This is a genomic window from Ekhidna sp., assembly GCF_965212185.1.
In the GTDB taxonomy this organism is placed as follows: domain Bacteria; phylum Bacteroidota; class Bacteroidia; order Cytophagales; family Cyclobacteriaceae; genus Ekhidna.
The window spans coordinates 1,419,637-1,440,912 of record NZ_OZ243102.1 but is presented as its reverse complement, the minus strand read 5'-3'; the positions used below and the strand labels follow the sequence as shown (position 1 = coordinate 1,440,912).

Sequence of the window (21,276 nt, the reverse complement as noted above, 5' to 3'; positions counted from 1 at the left end):
TTCATAATGCATCCGTATCGTTTCGTTAACTATTTTATTTTTGCGATAGTTAGTTCACAACACATTTAAATTACCGCCATGAACTTTATTTCCCCTGAGTTAGACATTCGAATCCTTAATGACTCCAGCAGTAATAATCCTTGTATCTACTTTAAGTTCAAAGGTAAGTTCAATGTTGAATCTGCTTTATCAGGCACTAAAGAGTTGACAGCTTTTATGGATGCACATCCAGCTGCTCAATGCGAATTTGTTTGGGATGGTCAAGAAATGACTGGGTTTGAGATTAATGCCAGAAAGTCGTGGTATGAGGCTATGTCTAAATACAAGAGTCGGATCGTGAAAGTCTATGTCATATCACCAAATATTATGATCAGAAGTGCAGCCAAAGTCATGCTTACAGTTTTCGGAATAGATTCTGTGATCAACAAATCTGAAGAACAACTCCCGGAAGCGATACGGATATAATAGATTCGAGCTATGAATTCAGATCGAATTACACTGCTCAAAAAGTACATGGATGAAGAGCCTGATAATCCATTCAATAAGTACGCACTTGCCATGGAGTATTATGATAAAAATCCTTCTGAATCGCTTACACTTTTAAAATCTTTGTTATCTGATCATCCGTATTACCTACCAACCTATTTTAAAGCAGCTCACTTATTCTGGGAAGCCGAAAACTGGGATAAAGCGGACGAAGTATTTCAAAAAGGAATAAAGCTGGCTGAAGATCAGAATGACCAGAAAGCACTTCAGGAGTTGAAAGCCGCTTATTTGAATTTTGAATTTGATCGGGATTGATATTTTTGATGTATGAAAATGGCCAAAACCCCCGAAGAGTATTTTTCATGGAATGAAGAATACCGCCCAATACTTGAAAAACTAAGGTCAATCCTGAAATCCACCGCATTGGAGGAGAAAATGAAGTGGGGCATCCCTACATATTGCTGGGAGAATAAGAACGTGGCTGGCATTGGTGCTTTTAAAAGCTATGCCGGATTGTGGTTTTTCAATGGGGTCTTTTTAAAAGACCCAGCCAAGGTTTTGATCAACGCACAGGAAGGAAAAACCAAAGGCATGCGTCAGTGGCGCTTTGAGTCGATAGATGATATCGACGAGCAGCTAGTTCGATCATACATTGAAGAAGCCATTCAAAATCAAAAGGATGGTAAAGAAATCAAACCCGAGAAAAAGCCGCTAATTATTCCTGAGGAACTAAAAGAAGCTCTCGCCTCAGATAGTACACTTTCCGAAGCATTCGATGTTCTATCGCTCTCTTGCAAACGTGAATATGCGCAGCACATTACAGAAGCCAAAAGACCTGAAACCAAACAGAAACGTCTGGAGAAAATCAAACCGATGATTTTGGGTAAGGTGGGCTTGAATGATAAGTATAAGTAACTGTCATGCTGAACTTGTTTCAGCATCTAGACCCTGAAACAAGTTCAGGGTGACAATCTAATCAAAATCTTACTACAATCTTCCCGAAGTGATCCGGTGCTTTAAATCGATCAAATGCCTTTAGATAATCGTTCAGCTCATAGACTTGATTGACAGTTGGCTTGATCTGATGCTTATTTACCCACTCCAGCATCTCTACAAATTCATCATCACTTCCCATGGTGGAGCCCATGATTTGTGCTTGCGACCAGAAGAGTCTAAACACATCTACTTTCTCAGGGTGACCAGTGGTGCTCCCATACATCACAATTTTACCGGCAGGCTTCACGATCTTGAGGTAATTATTCAGTTGATTACCGCCAGCACTATCAACGATTGTATCGAATCCGCCAGTCTGTCCGGCCTCTTTAAACCACTTTTCATTCTTGTAATTAAAACCACCCTTCACTCCCATTTCTTTGACCCTTTCAATCTTCTCTTCACTCCCACTAGTGACAAAAACCTCAGCTCCAGATGCTAATCCAAATGCAATCGCGAATTGGCTTACACCACCCCCTGCACCCGTAACAAGCACCCTTTTTCCAGCTTTTGCGCCTCCTTTTTTGATGGTAGCACGAAATGCAGTGAGGCCAGCAAGCGGTAATGCAGCAGCTTCTTCCATACTCAAATGAGACGGCTTTTGGTGCAATCGATGAGAGGGCACTTTGATGTATTCGGCGAGTGTCCCATTCGTTGGCATACCCAAAACGGAATAGTCAGAAGATTGGGCCTGCGGGTTATCTCCCCAATTTACATTCGGATTGATGATCACTTCCTTTCCTTTCCATTCAGAAGGACCTTCTTCAACTATGCCACATCCATCAGAACCTAATACGGTTCCAAATTGAATGCCCGGATACATTCCTTCTCTGATCCACTGATCTCTTCGATTAAGTGCAGCAGCAGATATTTTAACTAAGCATTCATCTCCTGACACTTCAGGAGTATCTATGTCTACCAATTGAATCGGTTCCGATTCTTCTGTTATCGTCACTGCTTTCATATTCTTACTAGCAAGTAATATGTTTTAATGTTGCAAGTATAGAAGTTGATTTTGAGAAATGTAATTATTCGAAAACTTGAATCGAATAACTACTAAAAAGGAGCATCATCTTCAGGGCCTTCATCTCCACCATTGGCCTTACTTGGTAAAGTAATGGTGAAATCTGAATTACTTGGTCCGGATGCTGGGAAACCACCGAAACCACCGCCTTGATCTCCATCCCAATCGGTGAACTTGGTGAACTTGCCAATGAACTTGAGATTGACAGTGTCGAGTGAACCGTTTCTATGCTTGGCAATAATTACCTCTCCAAGACCTTGTAGTGGCATACCTGATTCATCGGTATCCAATCCGTAGTATTCCGGACGATAGAGGAACATTACCATATCCGCATCCTGCTCAATTGACCCAGATTCTCTCAGATCCGAAAGCTGAGGACGTTTATCTCCACCACGAGTTTCTACTGCCCTGCTTAACTGCGAAAGTGCAAGGACTGGTACGTTGAGTTCTTTTGCGATTCCCTTTAAAGCTCTTGAAATGGATGCAATCTCCTGTTCCCTATTTCCTCCTCCTTTGCTGCTATCTCCACTCATCAACTGAAGGTAGTCAATGATGATTAGCTTCACTCCATGTTGAGCTGCAAGTCTTCGACACTTAGCCCGGAGTTCAAGAATACTTAATGCTGGTGTATCATCAATGAAGATTGGAGCTTCAGATAACTTGCGCGTTTTGTGGATCATCTGCTCCCACTCATAATCAGCAAGGTCTCCTTTTTTAATTTTTTCACTAGGTAATTCAGCTTCTGCAGAGATCAAACGATTAACTAACTGAACGGAAGACATTTCTAATGAGAAGATAGCTACCGGTGTATTGAAATCAATCGCAGCATTTCGAAGAGCAGAAACCACAAAGGCCGTCTTACCCATACCCGGTCTTGCAGCGATGATTACTAAGTCAGAAGGTTGCCATCCTGAAGTCACACGATCCAGTGCTGAGAATCCGCTCGGAACACCAGTCAAGCCGTCTTTTCGGTCTTTTCTAATTTGAATCTCATCGATGGCCTGGTGCATCAATGAACTCATTTTATCGTAGTTCTTCCGAATGTGAGATTCTGACACATCGAAAAGTGATTGCTCAGCCCTATCTAGTAGTTTGAATACATCAATCGTATCTTCATAAGCGTCCTTTTGAATTTCTGAAGAAATTCTGATCAATTCTCGCTTGATGGATTGCTCAGCAATGATCCGTGCGTGATACTCAATATTTGCTGCCGAGTTTACTTTAGTCGTCAGTTCAGCCACAAAATGAGCACCTCCGACAACTTCTAATTTTGCCTCCTTGCGAAGTTGGTGAGTGACTGTCTTGATATCAATTGGTTGGCTATCATTGAAAAGCACTACAATAGCCGCATAAATTTCCTGGTGAGCATCTTTGTAAAAACTCTGCGGATGAAGGATATCTATTACGTTTGAAAGCGCATCTCTTTCGAGCATCAATGCTCCAAGTACGGCTTCTTCAATCTCTACTGCCTGTGGAGGCAGTTTGCCTAAATGTTCTGAAAGTGTGGAAAGACCTATTCTGCGACTTTTTGCTGCTGATGTAGATGATTGCTTAGCTCCTTCCATTAAGGTTTAGTTCTTTAAATAGTGATTGGTTTTACAAACTTAAATTTTAGCAAATGATAACATGTGAATTTCGTCCACGATTTACCCCCCACTTATCCACAACGATCATTCAGTTCCTTTGGTGCATTATACTATCTTTGATCGCATACCTTTAAAATCAATATTTTGTTCAAACTCAATCTAAAAAATCCTTTGGTTGTCTTCGATCTTGAGACAACCGGTACGAATATATCACAAGACAGAATTGTAGAGATTGCCATGGTGAAGGCCATGCCTGATGGTACGGTCGAAGAAAAGTGCAGAAAGATCAATCCAACCATTCCAATTCCTCATGAAACCAGTTTGATTCATGGTATTTACGATGAAGATGTAAAAGATGAGCCTAATTTCGCTCAAATAGCAAAATCACTTGCTCAGTACCTTGAAGGGTGTGATCTAGCAGGATTCAATGTGTTGGGATTCGATGTGCCGATGCTCGTTGAAGAATTTTTAAGGGCTAATGTTGATTTCGATATTGAAAATAGAAAAATTGTAGATGCTCAAAAAATTTTCCATTTAATGGAAAAACGAAACCTGACTGCTGCATATAAATTCTTTTGTGACAAGGATCTTGTAAATGCTCACAGTGCTTTAGCAGACACTCAAGCAACCTACGAAGTACTAGTCTCACAAATAGAGAAGTATGAAGGTCAGGAGGCATTTGATGGGCTTGGGAAAAAGCTTGCTACCATAGAAAACGATATGGGTAAACTGCATGACCTGACCACATCAGGACGTGTAGACCTTGCAGGAAGAATGATCTATAAAGATGGAATTGAAGTCTTCAATTTTGGCAAACATCGCGGCAAACCAGTTTCAGAGATTCTTGAAAAAGAGCCCAGCTTTTATGACTGGGTAATGAAGGGAGATTTCCCACTTGACACAAAACGAAAACTGACTCAGATTAAGTTGAGAGGATTCAATCGATAATGCCTAAGGATCATTCGATCGTTGTTTACTTTGAAGGTTGGATCAATAGCCTTGAACCCATTCATAGATTATCAGAAGAACTTCGTGAACTCCTTGATTCCAATGAAAATGCAAGTTTTGATGGTCATGAAATAGCTATGGATGGTAGTCATGGTACTCTCTATTTTTACTGTGAAGATTCTCAAGTATTGTGGGAGATAATCAAGCCAACTTTAACATCTGCGAGTTTAATAAAATGTAAAAAAGCAATACTCAGGGCAGGAAAATCAGGAGAAGCTGATAAAGAAACAATTATCGATATTCACTAAGGATAAGAAATTAGGAATTCCTAATAACTTCAATTCATACTCTTACTATCTTAGGGTTCGTTGATTATTTGTTTCATCCCAAAAACTACTGAGTCAAAATACATCTTGAATATGTTATATTTGACATTTACCTAGCCTATGTCAACAAACCTAAAAAAGAACGCAAGTCTTCGCCTGATCTTTTTCATTGCGCTAGTTTTAGTCATTTACCTCTTTTTGGTTTGGCTACTGGTATTTGTTGAAAAAGACAGTAATCAATCGGCATTAAATAACTATTCAAATGCCTTTTGGTATTCATTGGTTACGCTGACAACCGTCGGCTATGGAGATATATTCCCAGCGACAGTTTGGGGACGCTATATATCCATGATTTTCATCCTGACGAGTATAGGTATTTTCGGTATTTTAATTGGACAACTTACGACGCTTATGACAACAATAAAAGAAAACAAAAAACTTGGGTACAATGGCACAAGTTTCTCAAATCATGCGGTAATAATCGGATGGAATGAATTTGGCTGGCATGTTGTAGATCAGCTTGTTGGAGTTGGAAGACAGGTATCTGTAGTGACCAATAAAAAGGATGATGTGGATCTCATAAGAGAAAAGTATAGCCCGAAGAATGTTTTTGTTCTTTTCTGCGATTACAACAATCATGAGCTCATTAAAAAATCCAATATTGAAGAGGCAAACATTGTCTTTGTAAATATGATGGACGATACTGATAAGCTTGTATATGTGTTAAATCTTAAGAAAGTATTTCCAGAAACAGAGTTTGTTGTCACTCTTGAAAATGGAGATTTAAAAAACACCTTTTTATCAGCTGGTGTGAGTAATACGATATCTACTCAAGAGATATCTTCGAAGCTTTTAGCATCCTATATGTTTGAGCCTGATGTTGCAACCTATAGCGAATCTGTCCTATCCTACGCCAAATCTGACAGTGATTACGACATCAAGCAACTATTAATTACTCCAAACAACCCTTACAATGGGAAGGCATACCAGGATGTATTTTTTGACCTTAAGAAACGGTATAACTCAGTATTAATCGGCATCACAAAAAGAGACAAGTTTGGACAAAAAAAGTTGATCAAAAATCCTTTGGGTGATTTAAAGGTAAATTCCGGTGATTACTTGATTATTTTATTAAATGGCAAGGCATTTAAGCTCCTCAAAAGAGTTTTCGGCGTGGAAGAAGGCATGGTAAAAAATAGAAATAAATGAGAAAGCTTTTGTTTTTCGGATTACTGGCGATTCTAATCTCCTGTAAAAATAAGGACATCAATGAGGGTGAAGAATTTCGACCGAGAGCTGTCAACGATAATTTCGAGGATACCCACTTTACCAAGATTAAAGTAGATGGTGTTGAATATATTTTGACTGAGCGGGATAATAACAACCCACATGAAGGATTTGGTTTTATGGCATTCAGAGCTAATAAACTAATGGAGAAACAAGATACAATCATCTCATACATACGTGCTCTTCAGCACTTTCAAAACAAAATATATACTCGCATGTATGAAATTTCTGAAGATTCCGGTCAGGTTGCTTTTGAAGCTAAACTGATTGAGTTCCTAAAACAGGAAAATAAAGAATTAGAAGAGTTAGAAAAGGAAGATTTAGTGAATACCTCAACAAAAGATACCATAAACGACGAAGAGGAGTAATACTCCTCTTCAATAATGTTTTCTTTAGCTGAATTGATCTGAATAACTATTCAAAGTATTCCTTAAGCATATTCAATGATTGCGCAAGGCTTTCATCGACTCCAGATCTTCCAATAATTTCTTTACCAACTTTTTCAGCATCTATCAACTCATCCTTGTCCTGGAATACCTCGCTAAGGATGTTGCAGTCATCAATAAGTGAATAAAGGATTGTGAATGCAGGTGATGGCTTAGCACTTTTAAAAACAATCGCTTTAAGGTTATTTCTAATTTCTTGTTCAAACGCATAGTTAGCATTATCCATGCGATCTGAAAGTGGAATCCAAAGCAACTTAGTTTCTTCTTTCTTAAGAATACCTCTCTGAACGAGTAATGCATTCAAATCCTCTTGAATATCCTTAAACTTTCCAGAAAGAGTTTTTATCTGATCGATAATTGACGGTCCGGTCTGCAGCTTCTTTAATACATTGTCAAGAATGCCATTCCCAGTTCCTATAGTATCTACCACCGAAATATTCCCACCATCAAGTTTTATTTTCTTTAATAGGTAAAGTTCAAGGATACATGCCGCTATTACGCCAGGAACCACTGTCTTTTCGGCCGCAGCTAGAATCCTTCCCTCTTCATCATCTAAAGCAATTAGATAAAATCCTTCGGCAATGCTTAGTTTCATAGTTGGTTATTTAAAAATTGCAATGTTTCTCAAAGAGCGAATTTCATAAATTTTACTTAAACAAGGATAGCCCAAAGATTATTTTTTCAATAATGCTCCTATTGTGAGGCCCTGAACCAAAATTGAGAATACTACCACACAATATGTAGTAAACAAAATTGTGTCTTTAACAGCGTCAGGAAAAGCTATATCGGTAAGGGATAACGCCAATGCGACAGATATACCACCACGCAATCCACCCCATGTTAGGATTTGGATGGTTTTCGGTTCGAACTCTCTAAATCTCCTCATGGCTGTTATTGGGATGCTCACGCCAAGGAATCTGGCAAATAGTACTATTAAAATACCTATTCCTCCAATAGCCAGGTTGCTCATTGTAAATGATTCGGCAATTACAAGCATCTCAAGTCCAATTAAAATGAAAAGAATAGCATTAAGAGCTTCATCCAACAAGTGCCAGAATTTAAATACATATTCTCCGGTAGCATTTGCTAGCTTTTCATCACGTCCTTGATTACCAATAAATAAACCCATCACAACCATACCAAGCGGTGCAGAAACGTGTAACATTTCGGCCAAGCGACCACCAACCATCACGAGTGTTAGTGTCACCAGTACTTCTAATTCAACATGATCATTATCAATGAAATTAAGAAGCTTAAAACCTGCAAAACCAAATCCAGCACCAAGTAATAATCCACCAAACACTTCTTTTCCAAACAAAAATGCTACACTAGCGGCTGTTATTTCTTCAGAACCATGACCACCCGGCTCATGAATCCCCGCCTGTGCCTTAGCAATTCCTAAAATGGTCAGGAAGATCACAACACCCACCCCATCATTGAAGAGTGATTCACCGGCGATTTTAATTTCTAATTTTTTCGAAAGTCCAAATTGCTTAGTTAATGCTAAAACAGCAATTGGATCTGTTGGAGATATTAAAGCTCCAAACAGTAAGCAATAGATCAAATCGATTTCATAACCTACCATTGGGAAAATGTTATAGACAAGAAATCCTACAAGGAATGTGGACATCAATGTACCAATGGTTGCGAGAATGATTACAGGGACCCGCTCTTCAATCAATTTATTTAAGTTAGTTGACAGAGCTCCAGCAAATAAGAGGAAATTCAGCATCACGTTCATGAGCACTTCTTCAAAGTCAAATTCTGCAATTATGTGCTCTGCTCCTTCAGTAACCGAAGGAAAAAAATATCCCAATACCAAAATGGATATGGACATTACAAGTGCTATAAACATCAATCCTATCGTGGATGGAAGCTTTAACACGGTGATGTTGATTAATGTAAAGGCGGCAGCCAAAAAAATCAGGAGCGTGATTAGTTCTAATATACTCATTGGTAACTAGGTAGAAGTTTCTTTTGGTTTTAGATTAGTGAAAGCAAAATAAGTAATTTACGAATACGAAAAAAATTGTACTTCACTAACGGAAAAATAGCTCTAAATACGCATAATTCACTATTTAAATTCATGAATCAGTATTTTTCCTTACTCAAACATGAGAGAAATCCTTATCAGATGCTGATTAATGGATTGTTTTATTGCCTATTCTTATCTAATTGCGCCAGTGTCAAAAAAATTGCTCTTGAAAAAGACATCAATCAAATAATCAATCAGTCTGATGTTTTTTCGAGTCAATTCACGGGCTTCAGCTTGTATGACATGGAAGCTAATGAGTTTATAGCTAGCTATAATTCAACACTGAAATTCACGCCAGCATCGAACACAAAGTTGCTTACCATGTACGCCACTTTGAAGAGTTTCGAAGACTCCATTCCTTCGTTACATTATTTGAAAACCGATTCTTCCTTGATTATTGCGCCTTTAGGAGACCCAACATTTCTTAACCATTCGTTTCCAAATCAGAAGGCATTCGAACTTTTAAATAATGCTCCGGATATTAAAATTATCTGGCCAAATGAGCAGATTGCTCCATACGGCTCTGGCTGGGCGTGGGATGATTATATCTACAGCTATCAGCAACAAAGAGCCTGGTGGCCCATTTATGGAAATCTTTTGAGCATTAAAAAGGTCAATGATTCACTATTCGTCACTCCCCAATTCTTTGAAGACTATGTTGAGGTTTTGAAGCAAGAAAAGCCAGGAGAACTTGTGAATAGAGAATTAAAATTCAATGTATTTAAAGCTTACATTGAAAGTGATACCACCAATTTTGAACGGTTTATTCCTTTCGAGTATTCGAAAGAATTATTGATGAAACTGCTTGATGATACCCTATCTGCACCTGTTTCACTCTTGAATATGAAAGTCCCATTGACCGACACGCTCTATTCACATCATGTAGATACAGTGTTGAGCAAGATGATGAAACCAAGTGATAACTTCCTGGCCGAGCAACTTCTTTTGATGTCTGCAAATGCAAATGGTTTTATAGAAATCAATGACTTTATCAAACACATTAAAGCTACATGGCTTGTTAATCTCAACGATATCGTTTGGGTCGATGGATCTGGATTATCCAGATATAATCTTATTTCACCCGTTGATCAGGTGCGACTGTTAAAAATGTGTCACGATGAATTTGGATGGGAACGCATAACCTCCATTCTGCCTACAGGAGGAGAAGGAACCTTAAGTGAGCTTTACCTGATTGATGATGAAGAAATCCCTTACATTTTTGCTAAAACCGGAACCTTGAGTAACAATCATAATTTGAGTGGCTACTTGATCACCAAATCGGGTAAACGATTGATCTTCTCTTTGATGAATAACCATTACACTAAACCCACGTCGGAAATTAAGGCTGAAATGCAACGTTTCTTATTAGAAATCAGAAATGCCTACTAAAACAGCCAGTAAATGTATAATTCTTTACAAACCACCCATCCTAGCAATAAGGTTTATAAATGTTTTGATTGTATTAACTAGAAGAAAAATATGAAAAAAGCATTATTCCTGTCTGTTTTATCCCTTCTACTATTTCAATCATGCTCTGATGATGACTCAGTTACTCATCCTCTTGAAATTAGCATTGAAGATGCTAGGCTAAAATTGTCAAATCAATCCTTTCAAACCATTTACTATTTTGCTGTAGATGAAGGCTCACTAATTCTTTCATCTTGGGCACCAATGGTTGGTGATGACCAACCACAAATTGGGGCGAGGAAGGTGCTAAAAGTTCCCTTCGAAGAAGTCACACATTTTACAGAAGAGACAGAAAGAATCTCAGTATTTTACTGGACGGCAGTTACTAAGGATGGCCGAAAAACGGCTGGGCCGGTAACTCAGGTTTCAATCAGTTTATTTCGTCAGTTTTGATACTCTCGTATCATTCCACCAGTGAGTCTCATGAGTTCAATTTTAGAATTGATGAGATTGTAAGCAGCCTGCAATTTGAGAATAGAGGATGATAAATAATTGTTTTGGACATCTCTGTAATCAAATGAATTGATGCTGCCATTTCTGAATTTTGCTTCTGACAAATCCAGGTTAGTTTGAGCTGCATCTTCTCTTCGTGCATTGATTGCATAAAGCTGTCTTCTAATATTATATCTATCTAATGCTGACAACAAATCTCTATCAAGAGAAGTCTCCAGTTGATCTACTCTCAGTTGACCCACACGCTCATTTACAATCGCATTTTTAATTGCTCGATTGATTTTGCCTCCATTGAATAAGGTATATGAAAGAGTGAAACTGGCGGTATAATTATCAGTCACACTATTGAGCCGTGTATCAGGTCCACTAGAAAATCCATTACCAGTAAAGAAAACTGCTTCGGAAAGATCTAAACTGTTTCTATTTTCTGAAAATGAAGCATTCAAAGCCAAAGAAGGATATCGATCAGCATAACTCAATTTGGTAGCTTCACCCAATAAAGTCTGTGTAATGTATTGCTTCTGCAAATCCACATTTTCCTGAATCATTTGTGATCTTAAATCATCAAATGTATAGGTCTCATCTGGAAGCTGTAGAGAGTCAGTAAAAACATAGTTCTTCGCTACATTTTCTTCAGCCAACAATACATTCAAATCCCTCACTGCATTTCTGTATGCCAGCTGCTGGTTGATGTAATTGATCGAATCGGTTAGATAATTCCCTTCCTCAAGTAGAACATCTGTTGTAACAGCTCCTCCTAAATCAGACTTTACTCTTATGTAATCATATTTATCCCTTGATAGCGTTAACTGCTTCTCAAACTCATTTAACCGCTCATTTTCTAAAACTGCCAGGTAATATCCTAAAATGATACTTTGCAATGTATTCGCAATTACTACCGAAGCATTACCCTGCGATTCTGCCTGAAGCAGTTCAAGTCTTTTCTTTGTAATATTGGCTCTAAACCCATCAAACAACGTCCAATTAACATTGAATTGTGGATTTAGTGAGTTTGATCGGGTTTGTCCTTGAGTTGCAGTTGGAAATGCTACTTTGACATTATCAGTTACATTGTTGTTTTGATTCACAGTAAGGCTAATCGTAGGCCATCTGCCGGCTTGTCCCCAGTCATTATTATTCGTGGCAACTTCTACATTACCCTTCTCTATAAGAATGCCATAGTTTCTTCTTAGTCCAATTTGAATGGCATCTGACAGGGATAATTGATCCTGACCATAACTAATGGAGAGGCATAGAATTCCAAGTGAAAAAATTAGTTTCTTCATATTGAGTTGTAGTATAGTTTTTAAGCAGATTCCTTGTACTCCTCAATTCTTCGTTCGTCAATAAGCACACGCTCCACGTCTTCTCGTGTAGGTTTTTCACCAGTCCATAGCCATTTGGCAGCTCTTCTTATATCATTGAACAATACGATGAATACCGGGAAATAAAGGAGTATGATGAAAGTACCAATCAGCACTCCATAAGCTACAGAAATGGCCATAGGAATAAGAAATTGAGCTTGAAAGCTTGTTTCCTTAATGAGTGGATATAAGCCTAGAACGGTCGTTAACGATGTTAGCATTATTGGTCGGAACCTTGAAAGGCCTGCATTATATGCTGCCTGATAAACTGCCATTCCCTCATTCTTTATCAATGAGTTGAATTTCGATAAGAATACCACAGCATCATTGATAATCACTCCAGATAGCGCAACCATTCCCCAAACACTCAATAGCGAAACCGGTAGCTCTTTTGCAGGCGAGATCCAGTCTTCAATGCCATGACCTAAAATCGCTCCAAACCACCCCAATGGGATCATCATAATGATGAGTACCGCCTGATAGTAAGATCTGAAGGTGATCATGAGTATAAAGAAGATCAACAAGAACGCTCCTCCGAAATACAAGCCAATCTCTTGACCAGCTCGTGCACTTTGCTGTGATTGGCCGCCATAGTCAACCACCACAGAAGGGAATTTAGCCTGCAGTTCTGGCACGATCTCATCCTTAATTTTATTCAGGATTGGTGGAACTTCTCCAAAAGGATCAATCATTTCAGCCTCGACAGTAATTGCTCTTGAGGTATTGTAATGCTTGATTCCAGAAACCCCTCTTTCAATTTGATAATCCGCCAGCTGTGTCAAGGGAAATTCTTGTCCGGTTGGAGTTTTGATTTTGATGTCCTCTAGCTGGTTAATGCTTTTCCGGCCTGATTCAGGATACCTGACCCATACTCTCAATTCATCATTTCCTTTCATGAATCGCTGAACCTCCTCACCAAAGAACCCTTGACGCATTTGTTTTGTGATGTCATTATGGTTCAAGCCTAAGAAATACGCCTCCGGTCTTAAATCAAATAGCATCTCCCTCCTCCCCACTGGAACATTATCCTCAATCTCTTTCAGGTCAGCAATACCAGCTAATTCATCTTTTAAGAAATGTTTTGCCTCACCTAATTCATCATAATTTTTGCCCATTAACCGGATGGAGACTGGTTTTCCAAACCTGTTACCTCCACCAATGGCAAACTTCTCTGCTTCTGTTACAGGTCCAATTTCAGCTTGAATTTTGTTGATCAGGTCAAATTGGTTGATGCCATAATCATCCAGCTCTTTATAGAAGATATTGATTGATCCAGCATGCGATCCTGACTCCCACTGAGAAAATCCAACATTTGTGAATGTATTGTTAACGATGTTTTCTTCAATCCCAAGCTCGTTCTTCAGATCATCATTCACTTTCCAAATGGCATCCTCAAAAATGCCCAAGTACTTTTCTACTTTTTGTTCTCTCTCCCCTGGCTTGAAGGCAATATTTACATTGAAGCTATTGAATGGAATCTGCGGGAAAAAGGTCGCTTTTATCTGCCCTCCTGCCAGTAAGCCCATAATAATGATTAAGAATCCGGCAAGCATGGAGAGTGATACCCATCTGTTTTGCATAGTAAATCTTAATCCACGACCATAAACATTATCTCTTAGGTAATCAATAACACCGTTTAATGCTTTCCTAATCTTATAGCTGCGAGTATCTTCCTTTTTTACTTTCAGCACACTCTTACTAGCCAAGTGAGCAGGCAAAACGAAAAACGCTTCAAGGAGTGAAAAACCAAGGCTGAAACACACAACAAATGCCATATCTCGAAGAAACTCAAAGCCCCCGGTCAGGAGCAAGAGCGGCATGAATGCAACAATGGTTGTAGTAACTGAAGTAAATACCGCAGGAAGTACTTCAATGGTACCATTAACAGCCGCTTTAATTGGGTTTCCATGCTTTTCAAAATGAGAGTAAATATTTTCTGCGATTACAATTCCATCATCTACCAGAATTCCAATAACCAGAATCATCCCGAATAATGAAATCATGTTAATCGTAAGGCCTACAAATGCTCCAAGAATGAACATGCCTAAAAAGGAAGATGGAATTCCCCAAGCCACCCAAAATGATAATCTTAAACTTAGAAACAAGCCAAGCGAAATAAGTACCAACAAAAGTCCTACGATTCCATTATTGGTAAGCAAGTCCAATCGCTGATTAAGCATACTCATGAAATCCCAGGTCATGTGCAGCTCAACGGCATTGTTACGAGCATTAAAGTCTTCAACATAAGCGTTTACCACCTCAGATATCTCTTCCAGATCTTCAGTCTCTAATTTTCTTACTTCAATGAAAACTGCCTCTTTGCCGCTAAGCATCGCCTTAGAGGGAACATCTGAAAACTGTTCTTTTATGACCGCAATGTCTTTTAGAAGCACTTCACTTCCGTCTTCGTTACTTCTTACAACGATGTTGGATATATCTGATGCCTCCGTTTCTTTAGCCTTGGAACGAATTAAAATTTCCTCTTTAGATGACTTTACAGATCCGGCTGAGATATCTCTATTGTTTTGTCTTACAGCGTTTGCTACCTGATCAAATGTCAGATTGTATCGCAATAAATCTTGCTCGCTTACTTCGATCGAAATTTCCAATGCTGGAAACCCGGTAACATTGACCTGCGAGATAGGCTCCATTGCCAAAAGATCATCTTCGATCTCTTCAGCAAACCTTTTAAGTGTCTTGAGGTCTACATCTCCGGTAAGTCCTAACCATTGTGCGGTAGATCGCTGTTTTTGCTTAAAAACAATCGGCTTTTCAGCTCCAGCTGGAAATGAATTAATCCCATCTACTGCATTTTTCACTTCAGTATAGACATCATCGATATCATAGTTATCAAAAGTGACGAGCGTAATATTTGCCGAGTTTTCAGAAGAAGTTGACATGATCTCATCAATCCCCGGAATGGAATTGATCGCCTCTTCAATTTTAAGGGTTACCCCCTCTTCCATTTCCTCTGGAGAGGCTCCTGGATATGTAACAGAAATATTTATGTTACGATCGCTTCTGGTAGGAAAGAATGATTTCTTCGTGTTTGCTATGGCGACTATACCTCCTATGAGCGTAAGCGCAATCAGAATATTTGCAAGTATTGGGAACTTGACAAAATACTCAACAAGATTTTTAATAAATGTCATATCTATTCAGTCTAGTTGGATGCAGCAGGAGATTGGCCATTGCTTGCCGTCTCTTGTGAACTACCTATTTCAAGATCAATATCTTTGACTTCCTTCTTTTCAACCACCATGTTGTTAAAGGCACCAATCAATGCATCGATTACCAAATCTTCACCTCTATCAAGGCCCCTGATAATTGCTTCCTCATCAACCAGTCGAACAACACTGATCTTTCGGGATTTAAGAAGAGAATCTTCCACAACAAAAACTTCATTTCCATTGTAAATAGCATTTCGTGGCATAATCATCCCATCATTGATGGTACGAGCAGGTATTGATGCCTGAAAAAACTGCCCATCATAAATCTTTTGGTCAGAAGATTGAATCGCTATGAAAACATCAACTGATTGTGTATTTTGATTGACAAAATCACTAATTCTTGAAACATAACCTTCAAGGTATTGGTCCGTCTCATCAGAATAAATTTTGACAGGTGAATTCTCCTTGATCCACGGGATATCTTTAGTTTCTACCGCTACTTTAAGTTCATGTACTCCTCGGCGCATCACTTTACCAATACTGACACCTGGATTCACAAAAGACCCGGATTGCATATTTACCTGCATAATGCTCCCATCGAATGGGGCATAGTAACGGTGCTTATCTAATCGTGCTTCTGCACTTTTAATGGTATAATATGTACTATAGATACCTTTTGTTGCTAGAAAAATCTTTTCTTTCTCAGAACCAGCGTCTGGTAATGGCCCAAATTTTTTATCAATGTCCAGTGAATTGAAGTATGAATTCCATGCTTCGAAATTGCTATTGAAATCCACCTTAAGGTCAGGAAGTATTCCAGCCAAGTCCCTCAAAAAGTTACTTTTTTGAGATTTAAGATTTAACGCAGGCTCTTTATCGTCGATATAGAAGATCAGCTGTCCCTTTTTAAATCGCTCTCCTTCTTTCAGTCGTACGTTTCCCTGATACATTCTTCCTGATACTTCTGATAAAAGATCAAGAGTTTGTGCAGTTTGCACTCTACCGTATGAAACCACCTCGGTTTGTACGGTTTGGTAATTCACCTTCTTGGTTTGAACAACTTTTTTAAGAGTGACCGGTGTTTTGTCCTTTGGGTCTTCCTTTTGACTTGCAAATACACCAGCAAGCACCACGGCCAATGCCAAAATACCCACTGATGATAAAATAATGATTAGTTTCCTTTTCATGATAAGTGGTCGAGTGTGTACTTAGTAAATGCTGAAATCGGGCATTTAGTTACATGAATTAATAGTTATGTGATAAGTGGAAGATTGGATTGCTGAACTGTTTTATCTTAGTAGTAGTTGGTATTATTTAAATGCGTTATCAGAATGGAAAAAATCAATAAATCTGAAGAAGAGTGGAAAAAAGAGCTTACTGAGGAGCAATTTTACATTCTTAGAGAAAAAGGTACCGAAAGACCATGGACAGGTGCTCTTCTTGAAAATAAGGATAAAGGCGTTTATGAATGTGCTGCTTGCGGGAATGAGCTATACTCCTCCGAAACCAAATATGATTCCGGGTCCGGATGGCCTAGCTTTTATGATCCTATCTCAGCAAAAGCAGTAGATTTTGAAAAAGACAAATCATTTGGAATGGTGCGAACAGAAGTTAAATGCGGTCGATGCGGAAGTCACTTAGGTCATATTTTTCCAGATGGCCCAGAGCCAAGTGGACAGAGGTACTGTATGAATTCAGGGGCTTTAAATTTTAAGAAAAAAGATTAGACTAAGCAACTGTATTTAGCTTGGTAATCCTCACAAAGTTTTCATCGATCATCCAAAGAAAGTGAGGCTGAATATTTACTACAGCACCATTCAATGTTGATTTTACAAAAAAGCAAGTTTGGTTCTGTTCATTTTCGTTTTCAAGGTAAGAATTAACCAACTCGCCCTTCATATTTCGAACGATAGGAACCTCCCCTGTTACTTCAACTCCAAGAAATTCAGAAAGAGCTGCCATTGACATATTAGCAATCAGATTTTCTATTTCAGCCATAAAATCGTGCCTCATCATTTTGTCATGAGACGCTCTGGAGTGTGTCATTCCCTCAGGCAAACAAACCTGGTTAATCAAATCCATCTCATGGCTGTTGATAATAAAGTAAAAAGCACCATTGATTTCACCTTTAAAGGCTACTTTCATCAGGTTGACTTTAAACCGTCCCAAATCATCAAATTCATGCAATGGCTTTAAAATACCTTCTCCAAATTGGATAAGTTCTGGATGTACCCTAATACGAAGCATTTGCTCCATGGATTGGGCAGCTTTTTTGAGAGATTCCTCGATCATCTCCTCTATAATTTCTAAATGTAAATCAGATAAGTTCCCTCTACTCACAACCGTATGATGATAGAATTTTTCATAAAATTATTCAAAAGATAAAGTTAAAACAGCTAGAAAAGTTCATCGATTCCATCTAAACGATTAAATAACCTCTAGTGTAGTTAAGTAACTGCCTCCTGTCGTCGAAATGACTAAATTGGATACGAACTAAAACCTATACGTATGAAGAAGATAATACTAGCTATTGTGATTATGACCTTCGTCTCCTTAGAAGGAGAATCACAACGAAAGCGCGGAAAATCATCAACCCCTTCTCCGGCTATCGACAGCAAACTTTATGATGGTATCAATTGGCGAAATATCGGGCCTTTTCGTGGAGGAAGATCTGCAGCTGTCACAGGTGTTCCCGGTAAGCCAAACTTGTATTACATGGGAGCCACTGGTGGTGGCGTATGGCGCACAAAAGATGGTGGCCAGATATGGGAAAATATTTCAGATGGCTTTTTCGGTGGCTCTATTGGAGCTGTAGCTGTCAGTGAATGGGACAACAATGTCATTTATGTTGGCGGTGGGGAAGTTACGGTCCGTGGAAATGTATCCTCCGGCTGGGGAATGTGGAAATCAGTGGACGCAGGGACCACCTGGCAGGAAATAGGGATGAAAAATGCCCGGCATATCCCTCGTGTAAGAATTCATCCTAAGAATCCTGATCTTGTCTATGCAGCTGTAATGGGTGATCTGTACAAGCCTTCACAAGAAAGAGGTGTATACAGAAGTAAAGATGGTGGACAAACCTGGGAAAAGATTCTTTTTGCAAACGCAAATGCCGGAGCGGTTGACCTTACATTCGACCCCAACAATCCTCGAATCCTTTATGCTTCAACCTGGAGAATAAGAAGGACTCCTTACAGTCTGGAAAGTGGTGGAGAAGGATCGGCTCTTTGGAAGAGTACCGATGGAGGAGACACCTGGAAAAATATTTCAAAAAATGAAGGATTACCTGGTGGTCTCTGGGGTATCTCTGGGGTGACTGTTTCGCCTGTAAACTCAAACAGAGTGTGGGCAATCATTGAGAATAATGATGGAGGCGTTTATCGATCGGATGATGCTGGGAAAACGTGGAAATTGATCAATAAGGAACGTAAACTACGACAGAGAGCATGGTACTATACACGGATTTATGCAGACACCCAGGATGAAGACATTGTTTATGTAATGAATGTGCGATACCATAAATCAACAGATGGTGGTCGAACCTATGAAACTTATAACGCGCCTCACGGAGATCATCATGATTTCTGGATAGCTCCTGAGAATAACCAGCGAATGATCATTGGAGATGATGGTGGAGCGCAGGTCTCTTTTGATGCCGGAGAAAACTGGTCCACTTATCAAAATCAACCAACGGCACAGTTTTATCGAGTGACAACAGATTATTCCTTCCCTTATCGGATTTATGGTGCTCAGCAGGATAATTCCACAGTAAGAATAGATCACAGAACCAATGGCAGGTTCATTGGGCAAGATGATTGGGAATCAACAGCTGGAGGTGAAAGTGCACACATCGCACCTGATCCTGAGAATAATGATATTGTATACGGAGGAAGTTATGATGGATTTCTTACCAGAGTGGATCATGAGAATGAGCAAATACGAGCAGTAAACGTTTGGCCGGACAACCCTATGGGACATGGTGCCGAAGGATTTAAATACAGGTTCCAATGGAACTTTCCGATCTTCTTCTCTCCTCACAATCCAGATAAATTATACACGGCCTCTAATCAACTCCATGTATCGACCAATGAGGGTCAAACCTGGGAGATAATCAGTCCGGATCTTACCAGAAATGATCCAAGTAAGCTCGGTTCTTCCGGAGGACCAATTACTAAGGATAACACCAGTGTAGAATACTACTGCACCATTTTCGCAGCAGTGGAATCATATCATGAGGAAGGTGTTATCTGGGCAGGTTCAGATGACGGACTTGTTCATGTGACCAAAGATGGAGGGGAGAACTGGACCAATGTGACTCCTTCAGGAATGCCTGAGTGGATGATGATCAACAGTGTTGAAATTGATCCCTTTAATAAAGGAGGATTATACATAGCAGGGACACGATATAAACTTGGAGACTATGCTCCATACCTTTATAAAACTGAAGACTATGGTCAAACATGGAAGAAAATAACCAGTGGAATTCCTGCCGAGCATTTCACCAGAGTATTAAGAGCAGACCCAAATCAAAAAGGTTTGTTATATGCTGGAACAGAAGCTGGAATGTATGTTTCATTCAATGATGGAGGCAGCTGGCAGCCATTCCAAATGAACTTACCTATTGTGCCGATCACAGACCTTGCGGTTAAGAATAACAACTTGATTGCAGCTACACAGGGTAGAAGTTTTTGGATGATTGATGATCTTACTCCTTTGCATCAGTTGAATGAAGCCAATGGTAAATCTCACTATTTGTATAAGCCAATGGACAGCTACCGAATGGGAGGAGGAAATGGAAGAACTTCGAAAACAGCTGGTACCAATCATCCCGGTGGTGTGATTGTTAATTATTTTGTGAAGGATACAGCCGCAACAGATACGATCTCTATTAGCTTCCATGAAGCTGACGGTGATGTAATCAAGACATACTCTACGCATCCTGACAAAGAAGCAAGAGAAGAGAAACTTGAGATTAAACCTGGCTTTAATTCTATGAATTGGAACCTTCGATATGAGGGTGCTAAAACATTTGATGGTATGATTTTATGGTGGGCAACTACCCAGGGACCTATGGCTGCTCCGGGAGATTATAAAGTGAAAATGACTGTGAATGGCTCGGACATTTTGCATGATTTCAAATTATTAGCCGATCCAAGAAGTGAATCTTCTCAAGCAGATTATCTGGCTCAGTTTGATTTCTTAATCAAAGTGAGAGACAAACTAACTGAGACGCATGAAGCAATCATTGACATTAGGAAAGCGAAAGCACAGATCAATGATGTCATGAAAAAAGCTGATAATGATGAGATATCAGAGCTTGGCAAAGCGATCATAAAAGACATGTCTGAGATTGAGAAAGCACTTTATCAAACTCAGAATGAAAGTGGGCAAGATCCACTTAATTTCCCAATAAGACTGAACAACAAGTTGGGGCATCTTGGATCACTGAGTGGCATGGGCAACTACCGCCCTACTGATTCTGCGCTTGAGTTTTATGACGAGGTGAGTGCACTCATTGATACGCAATTGGATATGCTTAAAAACATTTTCGATACCCGAATCGATGAATTCAATCAAGCAGTGAAAGAGGCCGAAGTAGATGCAGTAAAATTGGGTGATTAGTAAAGTCAAGCTGAAAATTTTAAAAGGGATGTGTAATAACATCCCTTTTTTGTTTACCAACCTTTCAAA

The 21,276-nt window shown here is 39.3% G+C and carries 19 protein-coding genes; 11 read left to right on the top strand and 8 right to left on the bottom strand.

Going from position 1 to position 21,276, the window contains the following annotated elements; genetic code table 11:
- The first annotated feature begins 78 nt into the window (after nucleotides 1-78).
- Genes ACOMC3_RS06490 through ACOMC3_RS06480 form a run of 3 tightly spaced genes read left to right on the top strand, consistent with a single transcriptional unit; the run spans nucleotide 79 to nucleotide 1,401 of the window.
- Complete coding sequence (locus ACOMC3_RS06490) at nucleotides 79-465, top strand: hypothetical protein (protein ID WP_420318722.1); 387 nt, start codon at nucleotides 79-81, stop codon at nucleotides 463-465.
- 12 nt (nucleotides 466-477) lie between these two features.
- Nucleotides 478-801 (top strand): tetratricopeptide repeat protein, encoded by a 324-nt coding sequence (locus ACOMC3_RS06485; RefSeq protein ID WP_420318721.1) that lies wholly within the window; start codon nucleotides 478-480, stop codon nucleotides 799-801.
- A gap of 18 nt (nucleotides 802-819) precedes the next feature.
- Nucleotides 820-1,401, top strand: coding sequence for a YdeI/OmpD-associated family protein (locus ACOMC3_RS06480; protein ID WP_420318720.1), 582 nt, complete (start codon nucleotides 820-822; stop codon nucleotides 1,399-1,401).
- Nucleotides 1,402-1,462: 61 nt separating this feature from the next.
- Here ACOMC3_RS06480 and ACOMC3_RS06475 read toward each other — a convergent pair whose 3' ends face one another.
- A complete protein-coding gene (locus ACOMC3_RS06475; RefSeq protein WP_420318719.1) occupies nucleotides 1,463-2,443 on the bottom strand; it encodes a quinone oxidoreductase family protein in 981 nt (326 codons plus the stop codon).
- Between the two features lie 92 nt (nucleotides 2,444-2,535).
- Nucleotides 2,536-4,068 carry a replicative DNA helicase gene (dnaB, locus tag ACOMC3_RS06470; RefSeq protein ID WP_420318718.1) on the bottom strand — a complete coding sequence of 511 codons (1,533 nt, stop codon included), beginning with the start codon at nucleotides 4,066-4,068 and terminating at the stop codon, nucleotides 2,536-2,538.
- 165 nt (nucleotides 4,069-4,233) lie between these two features.
- Here dnaB and ACOMC3_RS06465 point away from each other — a divergent pair, with 165 nt between their 5' ends.
- The 4 genes from ACOMC3_RS06465 to ACOMC3_RS06450 all read left to right on the top strand — a co-directional run bounded on the left by ACOMC3_RS06465 (nucleotide 4,234) and on the right by ACOMC3_RS06450 (nucleotide 7,018).
- Nucleotides 4,234-5,037 carry an exonuclease domain-containing protein gene (locus ACOMC3_RS06465; protein ID WP_420318717.1) on the top strand — a complete coding sequence of 268 codons (804 nt, stop codon included), beginning with the start codon at nucleotides 4,234-4,236 and terminating at the stop codon, nucleotides 5,035-5,037.
- Nucleotides 5,037-5,345, top strand: coding sequence for a hypothetical protein (locus ACOMC3_RS06460; RefSeq protein ID WP_420318716.1), 309 nt, complete (start codon nucleotides 5,037-5,039; stop codon nucleotides 5,343-5,345). Before ACOMC3_RS06465 ends, ACOMC3_RS06460 begins: the two co-directional genes overlap by 1 nt.
- A gap of 138 nt (nucleotides 5,346-5,483) precedes the next feature.
- The gene (locus tag ACOMC3_RS06455) at nucleotides 5,484-6,572 is read left to right on the top strand and encodes a potassium channel family protein (RefSeq protein WP_420318715.1); all 1,089 of its coding nucleotides are present in this window, start codon (nucleotides 5,484-5,486) and stop codon (nucleotides 6,570-6,572) included.
- Nucleotides 6,569-7,018 carry a hypothetical protein gene (locus ACOMC3_RS06450; RefSeq protein WP_420318714.1) on the top strand — a complete coding sequence of 150 codons (450 nt, stop codon included), beginning with the start codon at nucleotides 6,569-6,571 and terminating at the stop codon, nucleotides 7,016-7,018. Before ACOMC3_RS06455 ends, ACOMC3_RS06450 begins: the two co-directional genes overlap by 4 nt.
- 46 nt (nucleotides 7,019-7,064) lie before the next feature.
- Here the strand turns inward: ACOMC3_RS06450 and ACOMC3_RS06445 are convergent, their stop codons facing one another.
- Nucleotides 7,065-7,691, bottom strand: coding sequence for a GOLPH3/VPS74 family protein (locus ACOMC3_RS06445; protein WP_420318713.1), 627 nt, complete (start codon nucleotides 7,689-7,691; stop codon nucleotides 7,065-7,067).
- A 78-nt stretch (nucleotides 7,692-7,769) separates the two neighbouring features.
- Nucleotides 7,770-9,050 (bottom strand): cation:proton antiporter, encoded by a 1,281-nt coding sequence (locus ACOMC3_RS06440; RefSeq protein ID WP_420318712.1) that lies wholly within the window; start codon nucleotides 9,048-9,050, stop codon nucleotides 7,770-7,772.
- A gap of 132 nt (nucleotides 9,051-9,182) precedes the next feature.
- On the opposite strand from ACOMC3_RS06440, the gene ACOMC3_RS06435 reads away from it, so the two are divergent.
- Complete coding sequence (locus tag ACOMC3_RS06435; protein WP_420318711.1) at nucleotides 9,183-10,520, top strand: D-alanyl-D-alanine carboxypeptidase; 1,338 nt, start codon at nucleotides 9,183-9,185, stop codon at nucleotides 10,518-10,520.
- A gap of 90 nt (nucleotides 10,521-10,610) precedes the next feature.
- Nucleotides 10,611-10,991, top strand: a complete 381-nt coding sequence (locus ACOMC3_RS06430; RefSeq protein WP_420318710.1) for a hypothetical protein — start codon at nucleotides 10,611-10,613, stop codon at nucleotides 10,989-10,991.
- Here the strand turns inward: ACOMC3_RS06430 and ACOMC3_RS06425 are convergent.
- The 3 genes from ACOMC3_RS06425 to ACOMC3_RS06415 are packed head-to-tail and all read right to left on the bottom strand — an operon-like array spanning nucleotide 10,982 to nucleotide 16,772.
- A complete protein-coding gene (locus ACOMC3_RS06425) occupies nucleotides 10,982-12,337 on the bottom strand; it encodes a TolC family protein (RefSeq protein WP_420318709.1) in 1,356 nt (451 codons plus the stop codon). The genes ACOMC3_RS06430 and ACOMC3_RS06425 overlap by 10 nt on opposite strands.
- A gap of 20 nt (nucleotides 12,338-12,357) precedes the next feature.
- Nucleotides 12,358-15,567, bottom strand: coding sequence for an efflux RND transporter permease subunit (locus tag ACOMC3_RS06420; RefSeq protein ID WP_420318708.1), 3,210 nt, complete (start codon nucleotides 15,565-15,567; stop codon nucleotides 12,358-12,360).
- Nucleotides 15,568-15,578: 11 nt separating this feature from the next.
- Nucleotides 15,579-16,772 (bottom strand): efflux RND transporter periplasmic adaptor subunit, encoded by a 1,194-nt coding sequence (locus tag ACOMC3_RS06415; RefSeq protein WP_420318707.1) that lies wholly within the window; start codon nucleotides 16,770-16,772, stop codon nucleotides 15,579-15,581.
- A 144-nt stretch (nucleotides 16,773-16,916) separates the two neighbouring features.
- Between ACOMC3_RS06415 and msrB the strand changes: the two genes are divergently transcribed.
- Complete coding sequence (msrB, locus tag ACOMC3_RS06410) at nucleotides 16,917-17,312, top strand: peptide-methionine (R)-S-oxide reductase MsrB (RefSeq protein WP_420318706.1); 396 nt, start codon at nucleotides 16,917-16,919, stop codon at nucleotides 17,310-17,312.
- Nucleotide 17,313: 1 nt separating this feature from the next.
- On the opposite strand, the gene ACOMC3_RS06405 is transcribed toward msrB, so the two are convergent.
- Complete coding sequence (locus tag ACOMC3_RS06405; protein WP_420318705.1) at nucleotides 17,314-17,877, bottom strand: hypothetical protein; 564 nt, start codon at nucleotides 17,875-17,877, stop codon at nucleotides 17,314-17,316.
- Between the two features lie 216 nt (nucleotides 17,878-18,093).
- On the opposite strand from ACOMC3_RS06405, the gene ACOMC3_RS06400 reads away from it, so the two are divergent.
- On the top strand, nucleotides 18,094-21,207 hold the full coding sequence (locus ACOMC3_RS06400) for a WD40/YVTN/BNR-like repeat-containing protein (protein WP_420318704.1): 3,114 nt from the start codon (nucleotides 18,094-18,096) through the stop codon (nucleotides 21,205-21,207).
- Nucleotides 21,208-21,276 lie beyond the last annotated feature (69 nt).